General features: G+C 67.4%; 11 protein-coding genes. 1 reads left to right on the top strand and 10 read right to left on the bottom strand.

Annotated elements, in window-relative coordinates; translation table 11 throughout:
* Positions 1-35 precede the first annotated feature (35 nt).
* The 7 genes from gcl to DL990_RS36860 form a co-directional block, all read right to left on the bottom strand.
* The gene (gcl, locus tag DL990_RS36830; RefSeq protein ID WP_125801461.1) at positions 36-1730 is read right to left on the bottom strand and encodes a glyoxylate carboligase; all 1695 of its coding nucleotides are present in this window, start codon (positions 1728-1730) and stop codon (positions 36-38) included.
* A gap of 3 nt (positions 1731-1733) precedes the next feature.
* Positions 1734-2621 carry a 2-hydroxy-3-oxopropionate reductase gene (locus DL990_RS36835; protein WP_125781876.1) on the bottom strand — a complete coding sequence of 296 codons (888 nt, stop codon included), beginning with the start codon at positions 2619-2621 and terminating at the stop codon, positions 1734-1736.
* On the bottom strand, positions 2618-3445 hold the full coding sequence (locus tag DL990_RS36840) for a hydroxypyruvate isomerase family protein (RefSeq protein ID WP_125801462.1): 828 nt from the start codon (positions 3443-3445) through the stop codon (positions 2618-2620). The genes DL990_RS36835 and DL990_RS36840 overlap by 4 nt, the downstream gene beginning before the upstream one ends.
* A gap of 494 nt (positions 3446-3939) precedes the next feature.
* Positions 3940-4863: a 2Fe-2S iron-sulfur cluster-binding protein gene (locus tag DL990_RS36845; protein ID WP_125801463.1), complete on the bottom strand. Its 924-nt coding sequence runs from the start codon at positions 4861-4863 to the stop codon at positions 3940-3942.
* Positions 4860-6617, bottom strand: a complete 1758-nt coding sequence (locus DL990_RS36850; protein ID WP_125801464.1) for an NAD(P)H-dependent oxidoreductase subunit E — start codon at positions 6615-6617, stop codon at positions 4860-4862. The genes DL990_RS36845 and DL990_RS36850 overlap by 4 nt, the downstream gene beginning before the upstream one ends.
* Positions 6618-6627: 10 nt before the next feature.
* Positions 6628-8547: a molybdopterin oxidoreductase family protein gene (locus DL990_RS36855; RefSeq protein WP_125801465.1), complete on the bottom strand. Its 1920-nt coding sequence runs from the start codon at positions 8545-8547 to the stop codon at positions 6628-6630.
* 14 nt (positions 8548-8561) lie between these two features.
* Complete coding sequence (locus DL990_RS36860; protein WP_125801466.1) at positions 8562-9554, bottom strand: 2-dehydropantoate 2-reductase; 993 nt, start codon at positions 9552-9554, stop codon at positions 8562-8564.
* A gap of 254 nt (positions 9555-9808) precedes the next feature.
* Between DL990_RS36860 and DL990_RS36865 the strand changes: the two genes are divergently transcribed.
* Complete coding sequence (locus DL990_RS36865) at positions 9809-10537, top strand: GntR family transcriptional regulator (protein ID WP_125781888.1); 729 nt, start codon at positions 9809-9811, stop codon at positions 10535-10537.
* A 179-nt stretch (positions 10538-10716) separates the two neighbouring features.
* Here DL990_RS36865 and DL990_RS36870 read toward each other — a convergent pair whose 3' ends face one another.
* From DL990_RS36870 to frc, 3 genes are read right to left on the bottom strand one after another with little or no spacing between them, the layout of a single operon-like run.
* Positions 10717-12105 (bottom strand): OFA family MFS transporter, encoded by a 1389-nt coding sequence (locus DL990_RS36870; RefSeq protein WP_125781890.1) that lies wholly within the window; start codon positions 12103-12105, stop codon positions 10717-10719.
* 34 nt (positions 12106-12139) lie between these two features.
* A complete protein-coding gene (locus tag DL990_RS36875) occupies positions 12140-14269 on the bottom strand; it encodes an acetate--CoA ligase family protein (RefSeq protein WP_125781892.1) in 2130 nt (709 codons plus the stop codon).
* An 11-nt stretch (positions 14270-14280) separates the two neighbouring features.
* Positions 14281-15510 carry a formyl-CoA transferase gene (gene frc / locus DL990_RS36880; protein ID WP_125781894.1) on the bottom strand — a complete coding sequence of 410 codons (1230 nt, stop codon included), beginning with the start codon at positions 15508-15510 and terminating at the stop codon, positions 14281-14283.
* Between the last annotated feature and the right edge of the window lie 16 nt (positions 15511-15526).

Here is a 15526-nt window from a genome sequence, read left to right on the forward strand (position 1 = left end):
TCCCGGCAGCTTCAGGCGTGCCGGGACACCGTCGTTCAGCCCGCGATCGGCTCGAACTCGACGACGCTGTCGAGCGCCTTGCCCATCGCGGCGTTCCCTTCGCGTTCGATCATGATCTCCACCAGCACCGGCCGCGACGTCCGCTCGGCCTCCTTGCGCGCCCACTCCAGCGACGTCCGGATCTCGCCCGGCTCGGTGACGCGGGTGCCGGAGCAGCCGTAGGCCTCCATGACCTTCACGTTGTCCGTGCCGATCTTGTCGTAGTGGATGTCGACCTCGAAGTTCATCTCGTAGCCGGTCTCGGCCTGCCGGATGAGCCCGAGATACTCGTTGTTCAGCATGATCAGCACGAACCCGACGTCGTACTGCGCGGCCACCGCCAGCTCCTCCACGAGGAACTGGAACGAGTAGTCCCCGACGACGCCGACGACCTCCGCCTCCGGTTTCGCCTTCTTGACCCCGATCGCCGCCGGGATCTCCCAGCCGAGCGGACCGGCCTGGCCGCACACCTGGTAGTGCCGCGGCTTGTGCGCGCGCTGGAACTGACCGGACCAGATCTGGTACAGCCCGATCGCGGTGACGAAGTAGGCGTCCTCGCCGTAGAACTCGTTGATCTCCTTGAACACCCGGGGCGCCTTGATCGGCGTGTCCTCGAAGTCCTCACGGCGCGGCAGGCTCTCCTTGAGTTCGCCGATCCGTCGCGGCCACGCCCGATCCCGCGCCGGAGCACGTTTCGACGCCGCCTCGATCAGCGCGTCCAGGAAAGCACCCGTATCCGACACGATGCCGAGGTCCGGCCCGAACACCTTGCCCAGCTGCGTCGGCTCGATGTCGACGTGGATGAACTTCCGGTCGCCCCGGTACACGTCGAGGTCACCGGTGTGCCGGTCGCCGAACCGCGCTCCCAGCGCCAGCACCAGGTCCGCTTCGAGGAAGGCCGCGTTCGCCCACCGCTGCGAGGTCTGGATGCCCGCCATGCCGGCGAACAGTTCGTGGTCCTCGGGGAAGGTCCCCTTGCCCATCAACGTCACGCCGACCGGGACGCCGAGCAGTTCGGCCGCGGTCCGCAGCCGGTCGCTCGCGTCGCCGACCAGCACGCCGCCGCCCGCGAGGATCAGCGGCCGTTCGGCGGCCAGCAGGAGGTCCAGCGCTCGCTCGACCCTGGCCGGTGACGGTGTCGCCTTCGTGACCGGCAGCGGCGAATCGATGCTCGAGTCCCATTCGATCTCCTGCCGCTGGATGTCGATCGGCAGGTCGATCAGCACCGGCCCGGGACGGCCGGACCGCGCGATCCGGAACGCCTCGCGGAACACCCACGGCAGCTGAGCCGCTTCCTTGACCTGAACGGCCCACTTCGTCACCGGTTTGGCGATCTCGACGATATCGACGGCCTGGAACGCCTCGGTGTGCAGCTTCCGCGAGTCGGCCTGCCCGGTGATGCACAGGATCGGGATCGAGTCGGCCTGCGCGGTGTAGAGCCCGGTGATCATGTTCGTCCCGGCCGGGCCCGAAGTGCCGATCGCGACGCCGACGTTGCCGGTGGTCCGCGCCCAGCCGTCGGCCATATGGGTCGCGCCCTCTTCGTGGCGCACGATCAGATGCTCGATGCCGCTGTCCTGCATCGCGTGGTACAGCGGGAGGATCGCGGCGCCGGGGCAACCGAACGCGGTATCGACGCCTTCACTGACCAGGACGTCGACGACGGCCTGCATGGCGGGGATTCTTGGCATGCGTCACTCCTTGTTTTCCGCGCCGGACAGCGTTTCGACGACCTTGAGCAGGGCGGAGTGATCGAGCGAGCCGTGACCCATCGCCCGTCCGGCGGCGACGAGCTGGGCGACCAGCCCGGTGAGCGGCAACGCGACCTCGGCCTGCCTGGCGGCGGCGAGCGCGATGCCCATGTCCTTGTGGTGCAGGTCGATCCGGAAGCCCGGCGCGAATTCCCGCGCCACCATCGACTTCCGCTTGAGTTCGAGGATCCGGCTGCCCGCCAGGCCGCCCGCGAGGACGTCCAGCCCGACGCCGGCGTCCACACCCGAGGCCTCGAGCAGCACGATGGCTTCGGCGATCAGTCCGTACGTCCCGCCGACCACAAGCTGGTTCGCCGCCTTGACGACCTGGCCTGCGCCGTGCGGTCCGACATGGACGATCGTCTTGCCGACCGACTCCAGGATCGGGAGCGCGGCGGCGAAGTCCGCTTCGTCGCCACCGACCATAATGGACAGTGCCGCCTGTTCGGCACCGGCCTGGCCGCCGGAAACGGGTGCGTCCAGCACGCGGATCTCCCGTTCGCCCGCCTGCTCGGCCACCTCGATGGAGGTCTCCGGCCGGATCGTGCTCATGTCGATCAGCAAGGTGCCCGGCTTCGCCGATTCCAGCACCCCTCCCGCCGCCAGCGCGACAGCCTCGACCTGCGGATGGTTCGGCAGCATGGTGATGACGACTTCCGCGCCGGACACGGCGTCCGTCACCCCGTTCGCGGCCCGGCCGCCCGCGGCTTCCAGCCTCGCGAGCGCGTCGGCGTTCGTGTCGAATCCACTCACCTCGTGCCCGGCGGCGACGAGATGTCCCGCCATCGGCCCGCCCATGATCCCCAGGCCGATGAATCCCAGCTTGGTCATGCCAGTCCCCTTCGTTCGAAAGGCAGCCACGACAGCGAATCCGCGCTCGGCCCGTCGGGTTTGTACTCCACGCCGACCTGCCCGCGGTAGCCCGCCGTCTGCAGCTTTTCCAGGTATCCCTCGATGTCCAGCGTTCCGGTCCCCGGCTGGTGCCGCCCTGGGGCATCGGCGATCTGCACATGGCCGATCCGTCCGGTGTGGACGGTCGTGACCGTGTCGAGGTCGTCACCGTTGACCGCCAGGTGGTACAGGTCGGCCAGCAGCTTCACGTTGTCCCGCCCGAGTTCGTCGAGCACCTTCAGCACGTCGTCCGCGGTCTTCAGTGGATACTTTTCCGCGCCCGACAACGGCTCCAGGACGATTTCCGCGTCGATCCGCGCGGCCGCGTCCGACGCGAGCGCCAGATTCGACAGGCCGAGCTTGTCCTGCCCGGCCGGGTCCGCGCCGTCGATCCGGTTGCCGTAGAGCGCGTTGAACCGGCGGCAGCCGAGCCGCTCACCGAGATCGATCGCGGACGCGACACTGTGCGCGAACTCGTCTTCGCGCCCGGTCCAGGTGACCAGGCCGCGATCACCGCCCGCCATGTCGCCCGGGAAGAAGTTCAGCCCGGTCACCACGACGCCCGCTCGCTCGACCGACGCCACGAACGCGTCGACCTCGGCGGCGTCCGGCACCGCCGTCTCGAAGGGCCACCAGTACTCGACCGCGGTGAAGCCCGCCGCGCGCGCCGCCTCCGCACGGTCGAGCAGCGGCAACTCGGCGAAGACCAGCGACAGGTTCAGCACGTACGGCAGCGCATGACGCGAACCGGCAAGATCAGCCATCGAAACCTCTGCAATTTCGCTATGCGGAAACTTTCTTTCGTATATCGAGAATAGCCCGCTGACCTGTCCTCGGTCAACGGGCGGCAGGGAGCACAAGGGGGACTCCAGTGGCCATCCGGCGCGGGCGGTCGTGAGTGGCGTTTCGGGTTCTATCGAGGGGTAAGGCAAAGGTGGCGTGTCGCGAAAGCCACTTTCGCGACGCCTGGCGTCACAGCCGTCCCACTGTCACCAGGGACCACACCGGCGGGCACTGAAGGGCCCCTTCACTACCCTCAGAGTAGGCAAGGAGGCCTTCATGGACCGGAGAGCGCCGCGACCCATACGCCACGCTTGCCCTACCCCTCAAGAACCCGAAACGACACTCACGACCACGCCGACCAACGCTTTCTGGCGCCTTGGTCGGTTGAAGTACGTGAAGGGGTCCTTCCTTGCGCCTAGCGCAGTGAAGGGGGCCTTCACGTACTTGGGGAAGGCCACAATCCAGTAGGTACCCTTCAGCGGTTCTGGACGTGTTGCCAGCCGAAGCGGCCCTTGATGCAGAGGTTGCCGTGGGTCACCGAACTCTCGTGCGGAGAGGTGACCTTGACGATCTCGTTGTCCTGGACATGCAGGGTGAGGTTGCAGCCGACGCCGCAGAAGGTGCAGACGGTGGTCGTCGCGGTCTGCCGGGACTCGTCCCAGGTGCCGTCCTCGCGTTTGTCGTGCTCGCGTTTGAAGCTCAGCGCACCGGTCGGGCAGACCTCGATACAGTTTCCACAGTAGACACACGCACTGTCCGGCAGCGGGTTCGCGAACTCCGTCGAGATCCGCGCATCGAAGCCCCTCCCCGCCATGGTGATCGCGAAGGTGTTCTGCCACTGCTCCCCGCACGCGTCGACGCACTTGTAGCACTGAATGCATTTCCCGTAGTCGCGGACGTAGAGCTCGTTGTCCACTTTGATCGGTTGGCGCACCGTCGCCGCCGTCATCCCGTCCGGGATCTCGTGTTCTCCCGGGCGCCGCTCGTCTCGGTCGTCCGCAGGCGGTGCGGGCGGCCCGAAACGCTCGGGCTCCGCACCGCTTTCGGCCATCCAGCCCGCGACGTCGGGTGTGGTGGACAGATCCGTCGCCGAAGCGAGGAGTTCGAGCACCACCTTGCGGCTGAGCCGCGTCCGATCGGTCTCGGTCCGCACCACCATGCCCGGTTCCGCCTTGCGGGAGCACGACGGCACGAGTGTGCGCGAACCCTCGACCTCCACCATGCAGACCCGGCAGGCGTTCGCCGGTTCGAGGGTGTCGCCGTAACAGAGCGCCGGGACGTTCTTGCCCACCGCGGCACAGGCGTCAAGAATCGTCGATCCTTCGGGAACACAGACGGCCTCACCGTCCACAGTGAACTCGACGAGCCGTCGCGGAAGTCCTATTTCGACGATGGTCATGACCGATCCTCCAAGGCGCCCAGCCGGTCGATCGCCGACTCGATGGCGTTCCAGGCGGTCTGGCCCAGTCCGCAGATGGACGAATCCCGCATCACCTGGCCGACTTCGCGCAGGAGCACGAGATCGTCCCCGCCGGTACTCAGGCCGCGACCGCCGACGATCCGGTGCAGCGTCTCTTCCTGCCGCACGGTCCCGATCCGGCACGGCACACACTGCCCGCACGACTCGTCCCGGAAGAACGCCGCGATCCGCAGCAGGAAGCCGCCGAGGTCGGCCTGATCGTCCAGCATCAGCACGACACCCGAACCGAGGGTGGTGCCTGCCGCGCGGGCGTCTTCCATGGTCAACGGCAAGCCCGTCTCGTCCGGGCGCACGAAACCACCCGCCGCGCCGCCCAGCAGGATCGCCCGGAGTTCCCGGCCCTCCGGCACTCCCCCGGCCAGGTCGAGCAGTTCGGCCAGCGTCGTTCCGAACGGCACCTCGTACACGCCGGGACGCCGGACGTTGCCGGACAGGCAGAACAGCTTCGGCCCGGACGAGCGCCCGGTCCCGATGCGGCGGTAGGCCTCGCCGCCCTCGGTGAGGATCAGCGGGACGTTGACCAGGGTCTCGACGTTGTTCACCACCGTCGGCTTGCCGAACAGACCCTTCTCCACCGGGAACGGCGGTTTGGTCCTCGGCTCGCCGCGGAAGCCTTCGATCGAGTTGAAGATCGCCGTTTCCTCACCGCAGATGTACGCGCCCGCTCCCCGCCTGATCTCGATGTCGAACGAGAAACCTCGACGCCCCATGATGTCCTCGCCAAGGAACCCTCGTTCGCGGGCGACATCGATGGCGTTGCGCAGCACCTTCAGCGCGCGCGGGTACTCACCGCGGAGGTAGACGTATCCCTTCTGCGCCCCGATGGCGAAAGCGGCGATCGTCATCGCCTCGACGAGCGCGAACGGGTCCCCCTCGATCAGCACGCGATCCTTGAACGTGCCCGGTTCGCTCTCGTCAGCGTTGCAGACGAGGTACCGGGTTCGCACCGGTTGCCTCGCCGTGGCGTCCCACTTCCGGCCGGTCGGGAACGCCGCCCCGCCACGGCCCATCAGCCCCGAATCGGTCACTTCGCGGATGACGCCGGCCGGTCCGAGCAGAAGCGCGTTCCTCAATGCCGCGTAGCCACCGGACGCTCGATAGGCGTCCAAGCTCTCCGGATCGACGACGCCTACTCGGCGCAACAGCCGTAGCTCCGGCTCTCCTTGCTGAGGTACGGAAACCGGCGCTTCGTCCACTTCGGACTCACCGGCCGCGGCGCGAACGACCTCACCCGCGGTCGCCGGGGCGAGCAGCCGTTCTTCGGCGGGATCGCCCGCCTCGAAGGCCAGCGCCGCGGGGGCGCGTTCGCAGACACCGAGGCACGGACTGCGGTGCCAGGTGAACCCCGCGGCGCCTGCGGTCCCGGTCAGCGCGTCGGCCAGCGCTTCCGCGCCGTTGACCCGGCACGCCAGGTCCGTGCACACGTGGACGACACGCGGCGGCCGTTCCTTGAGCGAGAACAGTGCGTAGAAGCTGGCGACACCGTATGCCTCGGCCGGAGGGACGTTCAGCCGACGGCAAATGTGGTTCAGCGCTCCCTGGCTGATCCAGCCGATCCGGTCGTTCACGGCGTGCAACGCGGGAAGCAGCTGATCGCGGCCTCCGGCTCCGAGCGCGTCGACCGCCACCCGCTCGGCGTCCGTCGGTTCGGCGTTCAGGAAGCGCAGGTCCATTCCGGACTCCTCACACGGTGGCGGGCAGCTTCTCGACCCGGATCGCGGCGGCCTTGTACTCGGCCGTGCCCGCGACCGGACAGGTCGCCTCGATGGTGATGACGTTGACGTCGATCTCGTCCGGGAAGTGGAAGGTCATGAACGCCAGGCCCGGACGCAGTCCCTCGTCGATCCGGACCGGCGCCTCGATCTCGCCACGGCGGGAGGAGATCCGCACGACCTCGTCCTCGACGACGCCGAGTTCGACGGCGTCGGCCAAGCACAGGTCGAGTGTCTCCCCACGACGCAGCGGCGAGGGGAACCCGCCGGACTGGACACCGGTGTTGTAGGAATCCAGCCGCCTGCCGGTGGTCAGCCGGATCGGGAAGTCCTCGGTGAGCAGATCCACCGGCGGGCTGTGCGCGATCACGGTGAACGGCGCCGGACGGCCGCGTTTCGCCGGGTCCTCCTCCCAGAGGCGCCCGTGCAGGAAGGTCGGTTCGAGTTCGTCCTCGCGATAGCAGGGCCACTGGATGCCGCCGAGCTCCTCCAGCCGCGCGTAACTCATGCCGGCGTGCATCGGCGACAGCGTCCGGAGCTCGTTCCAGACGTCCTCGCCACCCTGGTAGTTCCAGTCGTGGCCCAGCCGCCGGGCCAGTTCGCACAGCAACTGGATGTCGTCGCGAGCACCCTCCGGCGGTTCGAGTGCCTTGCGGACGCGCTGCACCCGGCGTTCACTGTTGGTGAAGGTGCCGTCGGATTCGCACCAGGCCGCCGAAGCCGGCAGCACGACGTCGGCCAGCTGAGCGGTCTTGGTGAGGAAGATGTCCTGCACCACCAGGAGATCCACAGTGGACAGACGCTTGATCGTGTGCTCGCAGTCCGCCTCCGACTGCACCGGGTTCTCCCCGATGATGTAGACGCAGGTCAGCTCGCCGCGCTCCATCGCGTCGAGCATCTGCGTGAGGTTGAGCCCCTTGCGCGGTGGGATGTCCGAGCCCCACGCCGCGTCGAACTTCGCCCGTACGTCCGCGTCGAGGAGGTTCTGGAAGCCGGGCAGCCGGTCCGGGATCGCGCCCATGTCCCCGCCACCCTGGACGTTGTTCTGCCCGCGCAAGGGGTTCAACCCGGCCCCGTACCGGCCGACGTGACCGGCCAGCAGCGCGAGATTGATCAGGGACAGCACGTTGTCCGTGCCGTTGTGGTGCTCGGTGATCCCGAGCGTCCACGACAGCTGACCTCGATCCGCGCGGGCGTAGGTGTGCGCGAGTTCGCGGATCAGCTCGGCCGGGACACCGGTGACCTCCTCCGCGACCTCGAGTGTCCAAGGCTCGACCGAGGCCGCGAACTCGGCGAACCCCTCGGTGGCACGTTCGATGAAGCCGGTGTTGGCCAGTCCGGAGTGGATGATCTCGCGGGCGACCGCGTGCGCCAGCGGGATGTCCGTGCCGACGTGCAGCTGAAGCTGCCGGTGCGCCCAGCTCGCGGTGCTGGTCCGGCGTGGGTCGATGACGAACAGTTTGGCGCCGCGATGGACGGCCTTGAGCACGTGCTGGAAGAAGATCGGGTGCGCCTCCCGCGGATTGCCACCCCAGACGACGATGACGTCGGCGTCCTCGATCTCCTGGTACGACGACGTCCCGCCGCCGCTGTCGAACACCCGCGCCAGCCCGGCGACGCTCGGCGCGTGACAGGTGCGGTTGCACGAGTCGACGTTGTTCGTGCCGATCACCGAGCGCGTGAACTTCTGCGCCACGTAGTTCATCTCGTTGGTCGCCCTGGCACAGGAGAACATGCCGAAGGCCTCGGGTCCCTTGGTTTCGAGCGTGCGCCGGAACCCGGCGGCCGCGCGCTCCAGCGCCTCTTCCCAGCTCGCCGGGCGCAGCTCACCCGAGTCACGGACCAGTGGCTGAGTGAGGCGGATGTACGGTTCGGTGTTCTTGCGCTTCATCGGGTCCCTCCGATTCAGTGCGCTCCGACGGGAACGGCGTTCGCGGTCTGGTCGAGCAGCCCGATCGCGGCGTGGACGTGCCGCAGCGCCGGGGCAGGCACGCCGGTCAGCTCCGAGAGCTCGACGACGGCGCCGATGATCGCGTCGATCTCCAGCGGCTTGCCCGCTTCGAGGTCCTGCAGCATCGACGTCTTGTGGTGGCCGACGCGCCAGGCACCGTCGATACGTTTCTCGACCGACACCTTCGGGTCGCTGCCGGCGGCACGGGCGATCGCGAGGGTCTCGTTCATCATCGCGGCGACGAGCTCGCGGGCATTCGGATGCTCGCAGATCTGGACCATGGTCGCCCTGGTCAGCGCGCTGAGCGGGTTGAAGGCGACGTTGCCCATGAGCTTGACCCAGATCTCGTCGCGCAGGTCGAGTTCGACCGGCGCCTTCAGCCCGCCCGCGATCATCGCGTCGGCGAGCGCCGCGCACCGGGACGAAACGCCGCCTTTCGGCTCGCCCAAAGCGAAGCGGGTCCCTTCGAGATGCCGGATCACGCCGGGCTCTTCGATCACCGTCGAGCAGTAGACGACGCAGCCGATCGCGCGGCGCAGTTCGAGGACCTCGCTCACCGCGCCACCGGGATCGACCGTCTCGATACGACGGTCCTCCAGCCGATGTCCGGTGAGACCGTGGAAGTACCACCACGGGATCCCGTTCTGCGCGGCCACGATCGCGGTGTCCTCGCCGAGCAACGGCGCGATCAGCGGTCCGCAGGAAGCGTACGAATTCGCCTTCAGGCCGAGGAAGACGAAGTCGACGGGACCGACTTGCGCCGGATCGTCGGTGACGTGGGGCCGGGCGGTGAAGTTCCCGCGCGGGCTGAGCACCCGCACGCCGTGCGCGCGCATCGCGTCGCCGTGCGCCCGTCTCGCGATGAGGTGGACCTCCGCCCCGCCTCGGTGCAGCGCGGCCCCGGCGTACGCGCCGATGGCCCCCGCGCCCAGAACAGCGACCTTCATGACGTGCCTCCTGCTCACCCGAGGACCAGATTGCATACAGTATCCTGTAGATGGTCTCCGCGCCAAGGCCTCCTGCATTTCGTCCTTCAAATGCGCCCGGCTACGCGTGCACCCAGCCGCAACTCGCGTGGACACGCCAATCGCGCCTTGCGACGACCGCACTTAGAGGACGAAATGCGTGATCATGGGGAGATTGTCGGGATTTTGCATACCAAAACCTGTATCCTGGACCAGACGAGTCATCCGGAGGTCCTGTGAGTCAGCCCGTTTCACCCCTTCCCGACCGCGGCCCCACCGGCCGCCGGACGAAGGGCACGCTCAACCCGGCGACGGCCAAACGCGTCGAGCGGCCGGCTCCCCTGCGTCAGGTCGTCTACGACGCGCTCGCGGAGCTGATCATCAACCGGACCCTCGAACCCGGCCAGCACCTGGTCGAGGCGGACCTCGCCGAGTACCTGGGCGTCAGCAGGCAGCCGGTCCGTGAGGCATTGCAGCGTCTGCAGAGCGAAGGCTGGGTAGACCTCCGTCCCGCACAGGGCGCCTTCGTGCACATGCCCACCGACGAGGAAGCCGATCAACTGCTCAGCGTGCGCACCGTACTGGAGGCGCACTCCGCCCGTCTCGCCGCCGACAGGGCAGGCGACGAGGACGTCGAGCGCTTGTGGGAACTGCAGAAGACCGGGCTGGAGGCGTTGGCCGCAGACGACACCGAAGGCCTCGTCGCGGCCAACGCCGCGCTCCACGCGTTCATCACCGAACTGTCCGGCAACACCGTCCTTGCCGAGATGATCGGCATGGTCGATCGCCGGGTCCGCTGGTACTACACGCCGATCGCCCGTCCTCGCAGCCACGACGCCTGGCAGGAACACGAGGAACTGATCAAGGCCATCGCCGCCGGTGACGCCGTCGCCGCCGAAAAGATCATGAACCAGCACACCGAGCGCACCCGGCAGGCCTTCCACGAACGGCCGAAGGAGGACTAGGCCGGAACCCGTTCGATGAACGTGTCGTCCATCTGATCACGCGTGTCGAGCACTTACCGCAGAGTGCCCGCGAACCTGTCCCGTGGCTTTGTCGTTCTGATGGTCGCCGGCGGACGACACGCGTGATCGCACGGACGACACGTGTGATCAGACGGACGACACGCCCAGCCGGGTACGACTCACCGGACGACCGGGTTCAGCTCCTGCTCACGCCGCGGAGTACGCGTGCGCGAACGCCCGGGCTGACGCAGCAGAAGACTGAGCGCGGCCGCGAACAGACTCGTCGCGCCCGCGAGGAAGAACGCGCCGCCGTAACCCCAAGCGACCACGACCATCGCCCCGACGCCGGAGCCGACCAGGCCCGAGATCAGCTTCGAGCTGTACACCAGGCCGTAGTTGCTGGCGTTGTTGTTCTCGCCGTAGAAGTCAGCCGTCATCGCCGCGAACAGCGGGAAGATCGCGCCGCCGCCGAAACCGGAGATCATCGAGGCGAGCAGGAACAGCGGCATGCTGCCGATCGAGCCGGACAGGTACACCGCGAACTGCGCGAGGCCGAGCACCACGCAGACCATGAACAACGTCTGCCGTCGCCCGTAGCGGTCGGAGATCCAGCCGATCACGCCGCGGCCGGTGCCGTTGATGATCGCTTTCAGGCTCATCGCCAGCGCGACGATCCCGCCCGCGAAGCCCATCTCGTTGCCGAACGGCACCTGCATCGCGATACCGAAGATGTTCACCCCGGCCGTGCACAGCAGGCAGAACCACATCAGCGGCAGCATCCCGGTCCTGAGCGCCTCCTTCGGCGTGTACTGCCGGACCGCCGGAGGGTTCTTCCGCAGGGAACGGCGGATACGCGGATCGTCGGACACCTTCAACGGGTCCACCTGCGACGGCCACCAGTTCTTCGGCGGGTCCTGGAAGAAGAAACCGCTGACCGCGACGACCGCCGCCAGGAAGAGGCCGACCACGAGCAGGACGCCCGAAAAGTTGGAAAGGTCCATATAGGACGTGAAAATGAAGATGAAGGGCACCGAACCGTAGGCGAAGCCGCCGTTGACGAACCCGGTCTTCCCGCCCCTGCGCTCCGGATACCACTTCCCCACCATGTTCACGCAGGTCGCGTAGACCAGACCGGCCCCGCCACCGCCGAAGAACCCGAAGCCCAGGTACGCCCAGATCTCACTGGGCGCGTAGGCGAGGGCCAGATAGGACAAGAGGGTGCCCGTCGCGCCCAGCAGCATCGCCGCTTTGGCGGACAGCGTCCCGTTCTCCCGCATCTTCCCGGCGGGGAAGGCGACGATCGCCTGGAAGAACACCCAGACCCCGAGCAACCAGAAGATGGTCGCCCCGTGCCAGCCGTGCGCGCCCGCCAGCGTTTCCTCCGCTGAGGTGAACGCGTATTCCGAGGAACTGATGGCCATCATGGCGACCCAGGGCAGGATCACCATCGTCCATCGTGGACGGCCCATGATGTCTCGATCGGTTTCGCCGATGCGATAGATCCGGCCGTTCGAATCGACTACTTCCTTGTACGCTCCGGGGGGTTGAGCCGCGGTCGATGACGTCATTGTCATTCTCCTTGGGTCGGTTTTGGGCCGGAAATCAGCCGAGCAGTCCCGCTGAGCGGGCCCAGCGATACTTAGCGCCGAGCACAGCCACCGGTTTCTCCGTCGTGTACGGATAGGCCACGACGCCGTGCTCGTACAGAAAACTGCTGGCCTCTTCGACCTCGACATCGCCTGCCAGCGAGGCGACGACGGGCTTGTGGATCCCTTTCGCGCGATATTCGGATACGACTTCCGAAACGAGTTCCGCGAAGATCATCGGCGGGGTGACGATAGTATGCCAATAGCCGAGAATCAAGGCATGGATTCGCTCGTCCGCCAAACCGAGCGCGATCGTGTTCCGGTAGGTGGCAGGTGGTTCGCCGCCGGTTATGTCCACCGGATTGCCCGCCGCGCCGAACGGCGGGATGAATTCCCGGAACGACGCGTCGAGATCGGGCGGGATCTCCATCAGGTTCAGCCCGTTGTCCACGCAGGCGTCGGAAAGCAGGACACCGGAACCACCCGCGCCGGTGATGATGACGACGTTCTCGCCCTTGGGCGTCGGGAGCAACGGGATGCCGCGCGCGTACTCGAGCAGATCGTTCAGCCCGGGCGCCCGGATGACCCCGCTCTGGCGGAGGATGTCGTCGTAGACCTTGTCGTCGCCGGCGAGTGCGCCGGTATGCGAGCTCGCCGCTTTCGCGCCTTGGGAGGTGCGGCCCGCTTTGAGCACGACGACCGGTTTCCGCGCCGAAACCCGTTTCGCCGTTTCCGCGAAGGATCGGCCGTCTTTGAGATCCTCGAGATGCATCGCGATGAGCTCGGTGTTTTCATCTTGTTCGAAGAAAGTGAGCAGATCGTCCTCGTCGATATCGGCCTTGTTGCCGACCCCGACGATCGAGGAGACACCCATTTTCGCCGACCGGCTGAACCCGAGGATGGCCATCCCGATGCCGCCGCTCTGCGACGAAAGCGCGACCCCGCCCTTGACGTCGTACGGCGTACAGAACGTCGCCGACAGATTCTCCGGCGTGTAGTAGTAGCCGTAGATGTTGGGGCCGAGGATCCGGACGCCGTGTTTCCGCGCGATCGCGACGACCTGGTCCTGCAGTTCGATGTTCCCCGTCTCGCCGAAGCCGGACGGGATCAGGATCGCCCCGGCCACGCCTTTCCGGCCCACTTCCTCCAGCGCGGCGGGCACGAACTTGGCGGGAATGGCGAACACCGCGACGTCGACGTCGCCCGGCACGTCGGAGATGCTCGCATAGGCCTTGCGGTCGAGAATCTCGGCGGCCTTGGGGTTGATGGGATGGATCTCCCCCGCGAATCCGCCGTTGACGAGGTTCTTCATCACCGAGTTGCCGATCTTGCCCGCCTCGGCCGACGCGCCGATGACGGCGATCGAAGCCGGTTTCATGATCCGGGTCATCGACGCCAGGATCTCCTCCTGGCTGAACCGCACTGGCTCGCGCGCCGCTTCGGGATCCACCAGGATCCGGACGTCGACGGCGATGGCGTCACCAGGAGTGGCCAGCACCGGGTTGAGGTCGACCTCGGCCAGTTGCGGAAAATCGGTGACCAGCGTGCCGACGCGGGTGAGCACGTCGGCCAGCGCGTCCCTGCTCACCGGCTCCGCACCGCGGACCCCGCGCAGGATCTCGGCGGCCGCGATGCCGTCGATCATCGAGAACGCCTGGTCACGGTCGAGCGGGGCGAGCCGGAACGTGACGTCCTTGAGCACCTCGACCAGCACGCCGCCGAGTCCGAACGCGACGATCTTGCCGAACGTGGCGTCCGTGGTGGCGCCGATGATCACCTCTTGGCCGCGGCTGAGCATCTGCTGCACCTGGACACCGGTGATCTCGGCGTCGGCGTCGTACGCCTTGGCGTTGGCGACGATGGACCGGAAGCCGTCCGCCACCGCGTCCGCGGTCGTCAGGCCGACCAGTACGCCGCCGGCCTCGGTCTTGTGCAGGATGTCCGGCGAAACGATCTTCAGCACCACCGGGAGGCCGATCTCCTGCGCCTGCGCGACGGCTTCCTCGGCGGTGGCCGCCAGCCGTTCCTCCGGGGTGGGGATCCCGTACGCCTCGCACACCTGGCGCCCTTCCGGCGCGGTGAGCGAAGCCCGTCCCTCGGCGGCGACCTTCTCGAGGATCTTCTCGACGATCTCTTTGTCTGCCATGAAGTTCTCCCTCAGATCACGCCGGCCGCGCGCAGCCGGTCCAGGTCGTCCTCGCCGTAGCCGAGTTCGCCGAAGACCTCGGCGTTGTGCTCACCGAGCAGGGGCGAGCGTTCGACCTCGACCGGCGAATCCGACAGCTTCAGCGGACAGCCCACGGTTTTGAAGGCACCTCGTTCGGGATGCTCGACTTCGACGACGGAGCCCAGCTCGGCCAGTGTGGCGTCCTCCGCGAGCTCCCTGGTGGACAGGATCGGACCGCAGGGGATGTTGTGGGCGTTGAGCGCCTCCATCACCTCCCATTTGGTGTGCTTCTCGGTCCACTCCTCGATCATCCCGAAGGCCTTGTCCAATTTGGACAGCCTGGCTTCCGGAGTGGACCAGTCCGGGTCCTCGGCGAGTTCGGGCTTCCCGATCAGCCGGGTGATCGGCGCCCAGCCGACCGGCTGGATGATCACGTAGATGTAGTCGTTCGCCCCGCCGGGCGCGCATTTCACCGCCCAGCCCGGTTGTCCGCCCCCGGACGCGTTGCCCGAACGCGGGACCTCGTCGCCGAAGATGTCGTTCGGGTACTCGTCGAGCGAGCCGTGCGCCAGGCGTTGCTGGTCGCGGAGCTTGACGCGGCACAGGTTCAGCACGGCGTCCTGCATCGCGACCTGGACCCGCTGCCCCCGACCGGTGTTCGTCCGCTGGTACAGCGCGGCCAGGATCGCGGCGACCAGGTGGATCCCGGTGCCCGAGTCCCCGATCTGCGCGCCGGTCGCGGTGGGCGGGCCGTCCTCGAAACCGGTGGTGCTCATCGCACCGCCCATCGCCTGTGCGATGACCTCGTATGCCTTGAAATCCGCGTACCGCCCAGGGCCGAAACCCTTGATGGAGGCGTAGATCAGCTTCGGGTTCAGCTCCGCCAGCCGTTCCCAGGGATAACCGAAACGGTCGACCACTCCGGGTCCGAAGTTCTCGACCAGGACGTCCACACTGGACACGAGCTGCTCGAAGACCTGTTTGCCCTGCTCGCTCTTCATGTTCAGGGTGATGCTGCGTTTGTTGGCGTTGAGCATGGTGAAGTAGAGACTGTCCACCCCGGGGAGGTCCCGGAGCTGGCCGCGGGTGATGTCGCCGCGGCCGGGTGTCTCCAGTTTGATCACGTCCGCGCCCAGCCAGGCCAGGATCTGCGTGGACGAAGGTCCTGATTGGACATGCGTCATGTCGAGGACGCGGACGCCGTCGAGTGCCTTTCCCATCGGTGATCCCTCCCGG

Source organism: Amycolatopsis sp. WAC 01416, from assembly GCF_003947485.1.
Classification (GTDB): Bacteria; Actinomycetota; Actinomycetes; order Mycobacteriales; family Pseudonocardiaceae; genus Amycolatopsis.

Bases quoted from the DNA above. Each gene is read 5' to 3' on its own strand.
- DL990_RS36860 (WP_125801466.1), bottom strand. From the start codon at position 9,554: ATGAAGGTCGCTGTTCTGGGCGCGGGGGCCATCGGCGCGTACGCCGGG.
- DL990_RS36845 (WP_125801463.1), bottom strand. From the start codon at position 4,863: ATGACCATCGTCGAAATAGGACTTCCGCGACGGCTCGTCGAGTTCACT.
- DL990_RS36840 (WP_125801462.1), bottom strand. From the start codon at position 3,445: ATGGCTGATCTTGCCGGTTCGCGTCATGCGCTGCCGTACGTGCTGAAC.
- DL990_RS36855 (WP_125801465.1), bottom strand. From the start codon at position 8,547: ATGAAGCGCAAGAACACCGAACCGTACATCCGCCTCACTCAGCCACTG.
- DL990_RS36875 (WP_125781892.1), bottom strand. From the start codon at position 14,269: ATGGCAGACAAAGAGATCGTCGAGAAGATCCTCGAGAAGGTCGCCGCC.
- DL990_RS36850 (WP_125801464.1), bottom strand. From the start codon at position 6,617: ATGGACCTGCGCTTCCTGAACGCCGAACCGACGGACGCCGAGCGGGTG.
- DL990_RS36870 (WP_125781890.1), bottom strand. From the start codon at position 12,105: ATGACGTCATCGACCGCGGCTCAACCCCCCGGAGCGTACAAGGAAGTA.
- frc (WP_125781894.1), bottom strand. From the start codon at position 15,510: ATGGGAAAGGCACTCGACGGCGTCCGCGTCCTCGACATGACGCATGTC.
- gcl (WP_125801461.1), bottom strand. From the start codon at position 1,730: ATGCCAAGAATCCCCGCCATGCAGGCCGTCGTCGACGTCCTGGTCAGT.
- DL990_RS36835 (WP_125781876.1), bottom strand. From the start codon at position 2,621: ATGACCAAGCTGGGATTCATCGGCCTGGGGATCATGGGCGGGCCGATG.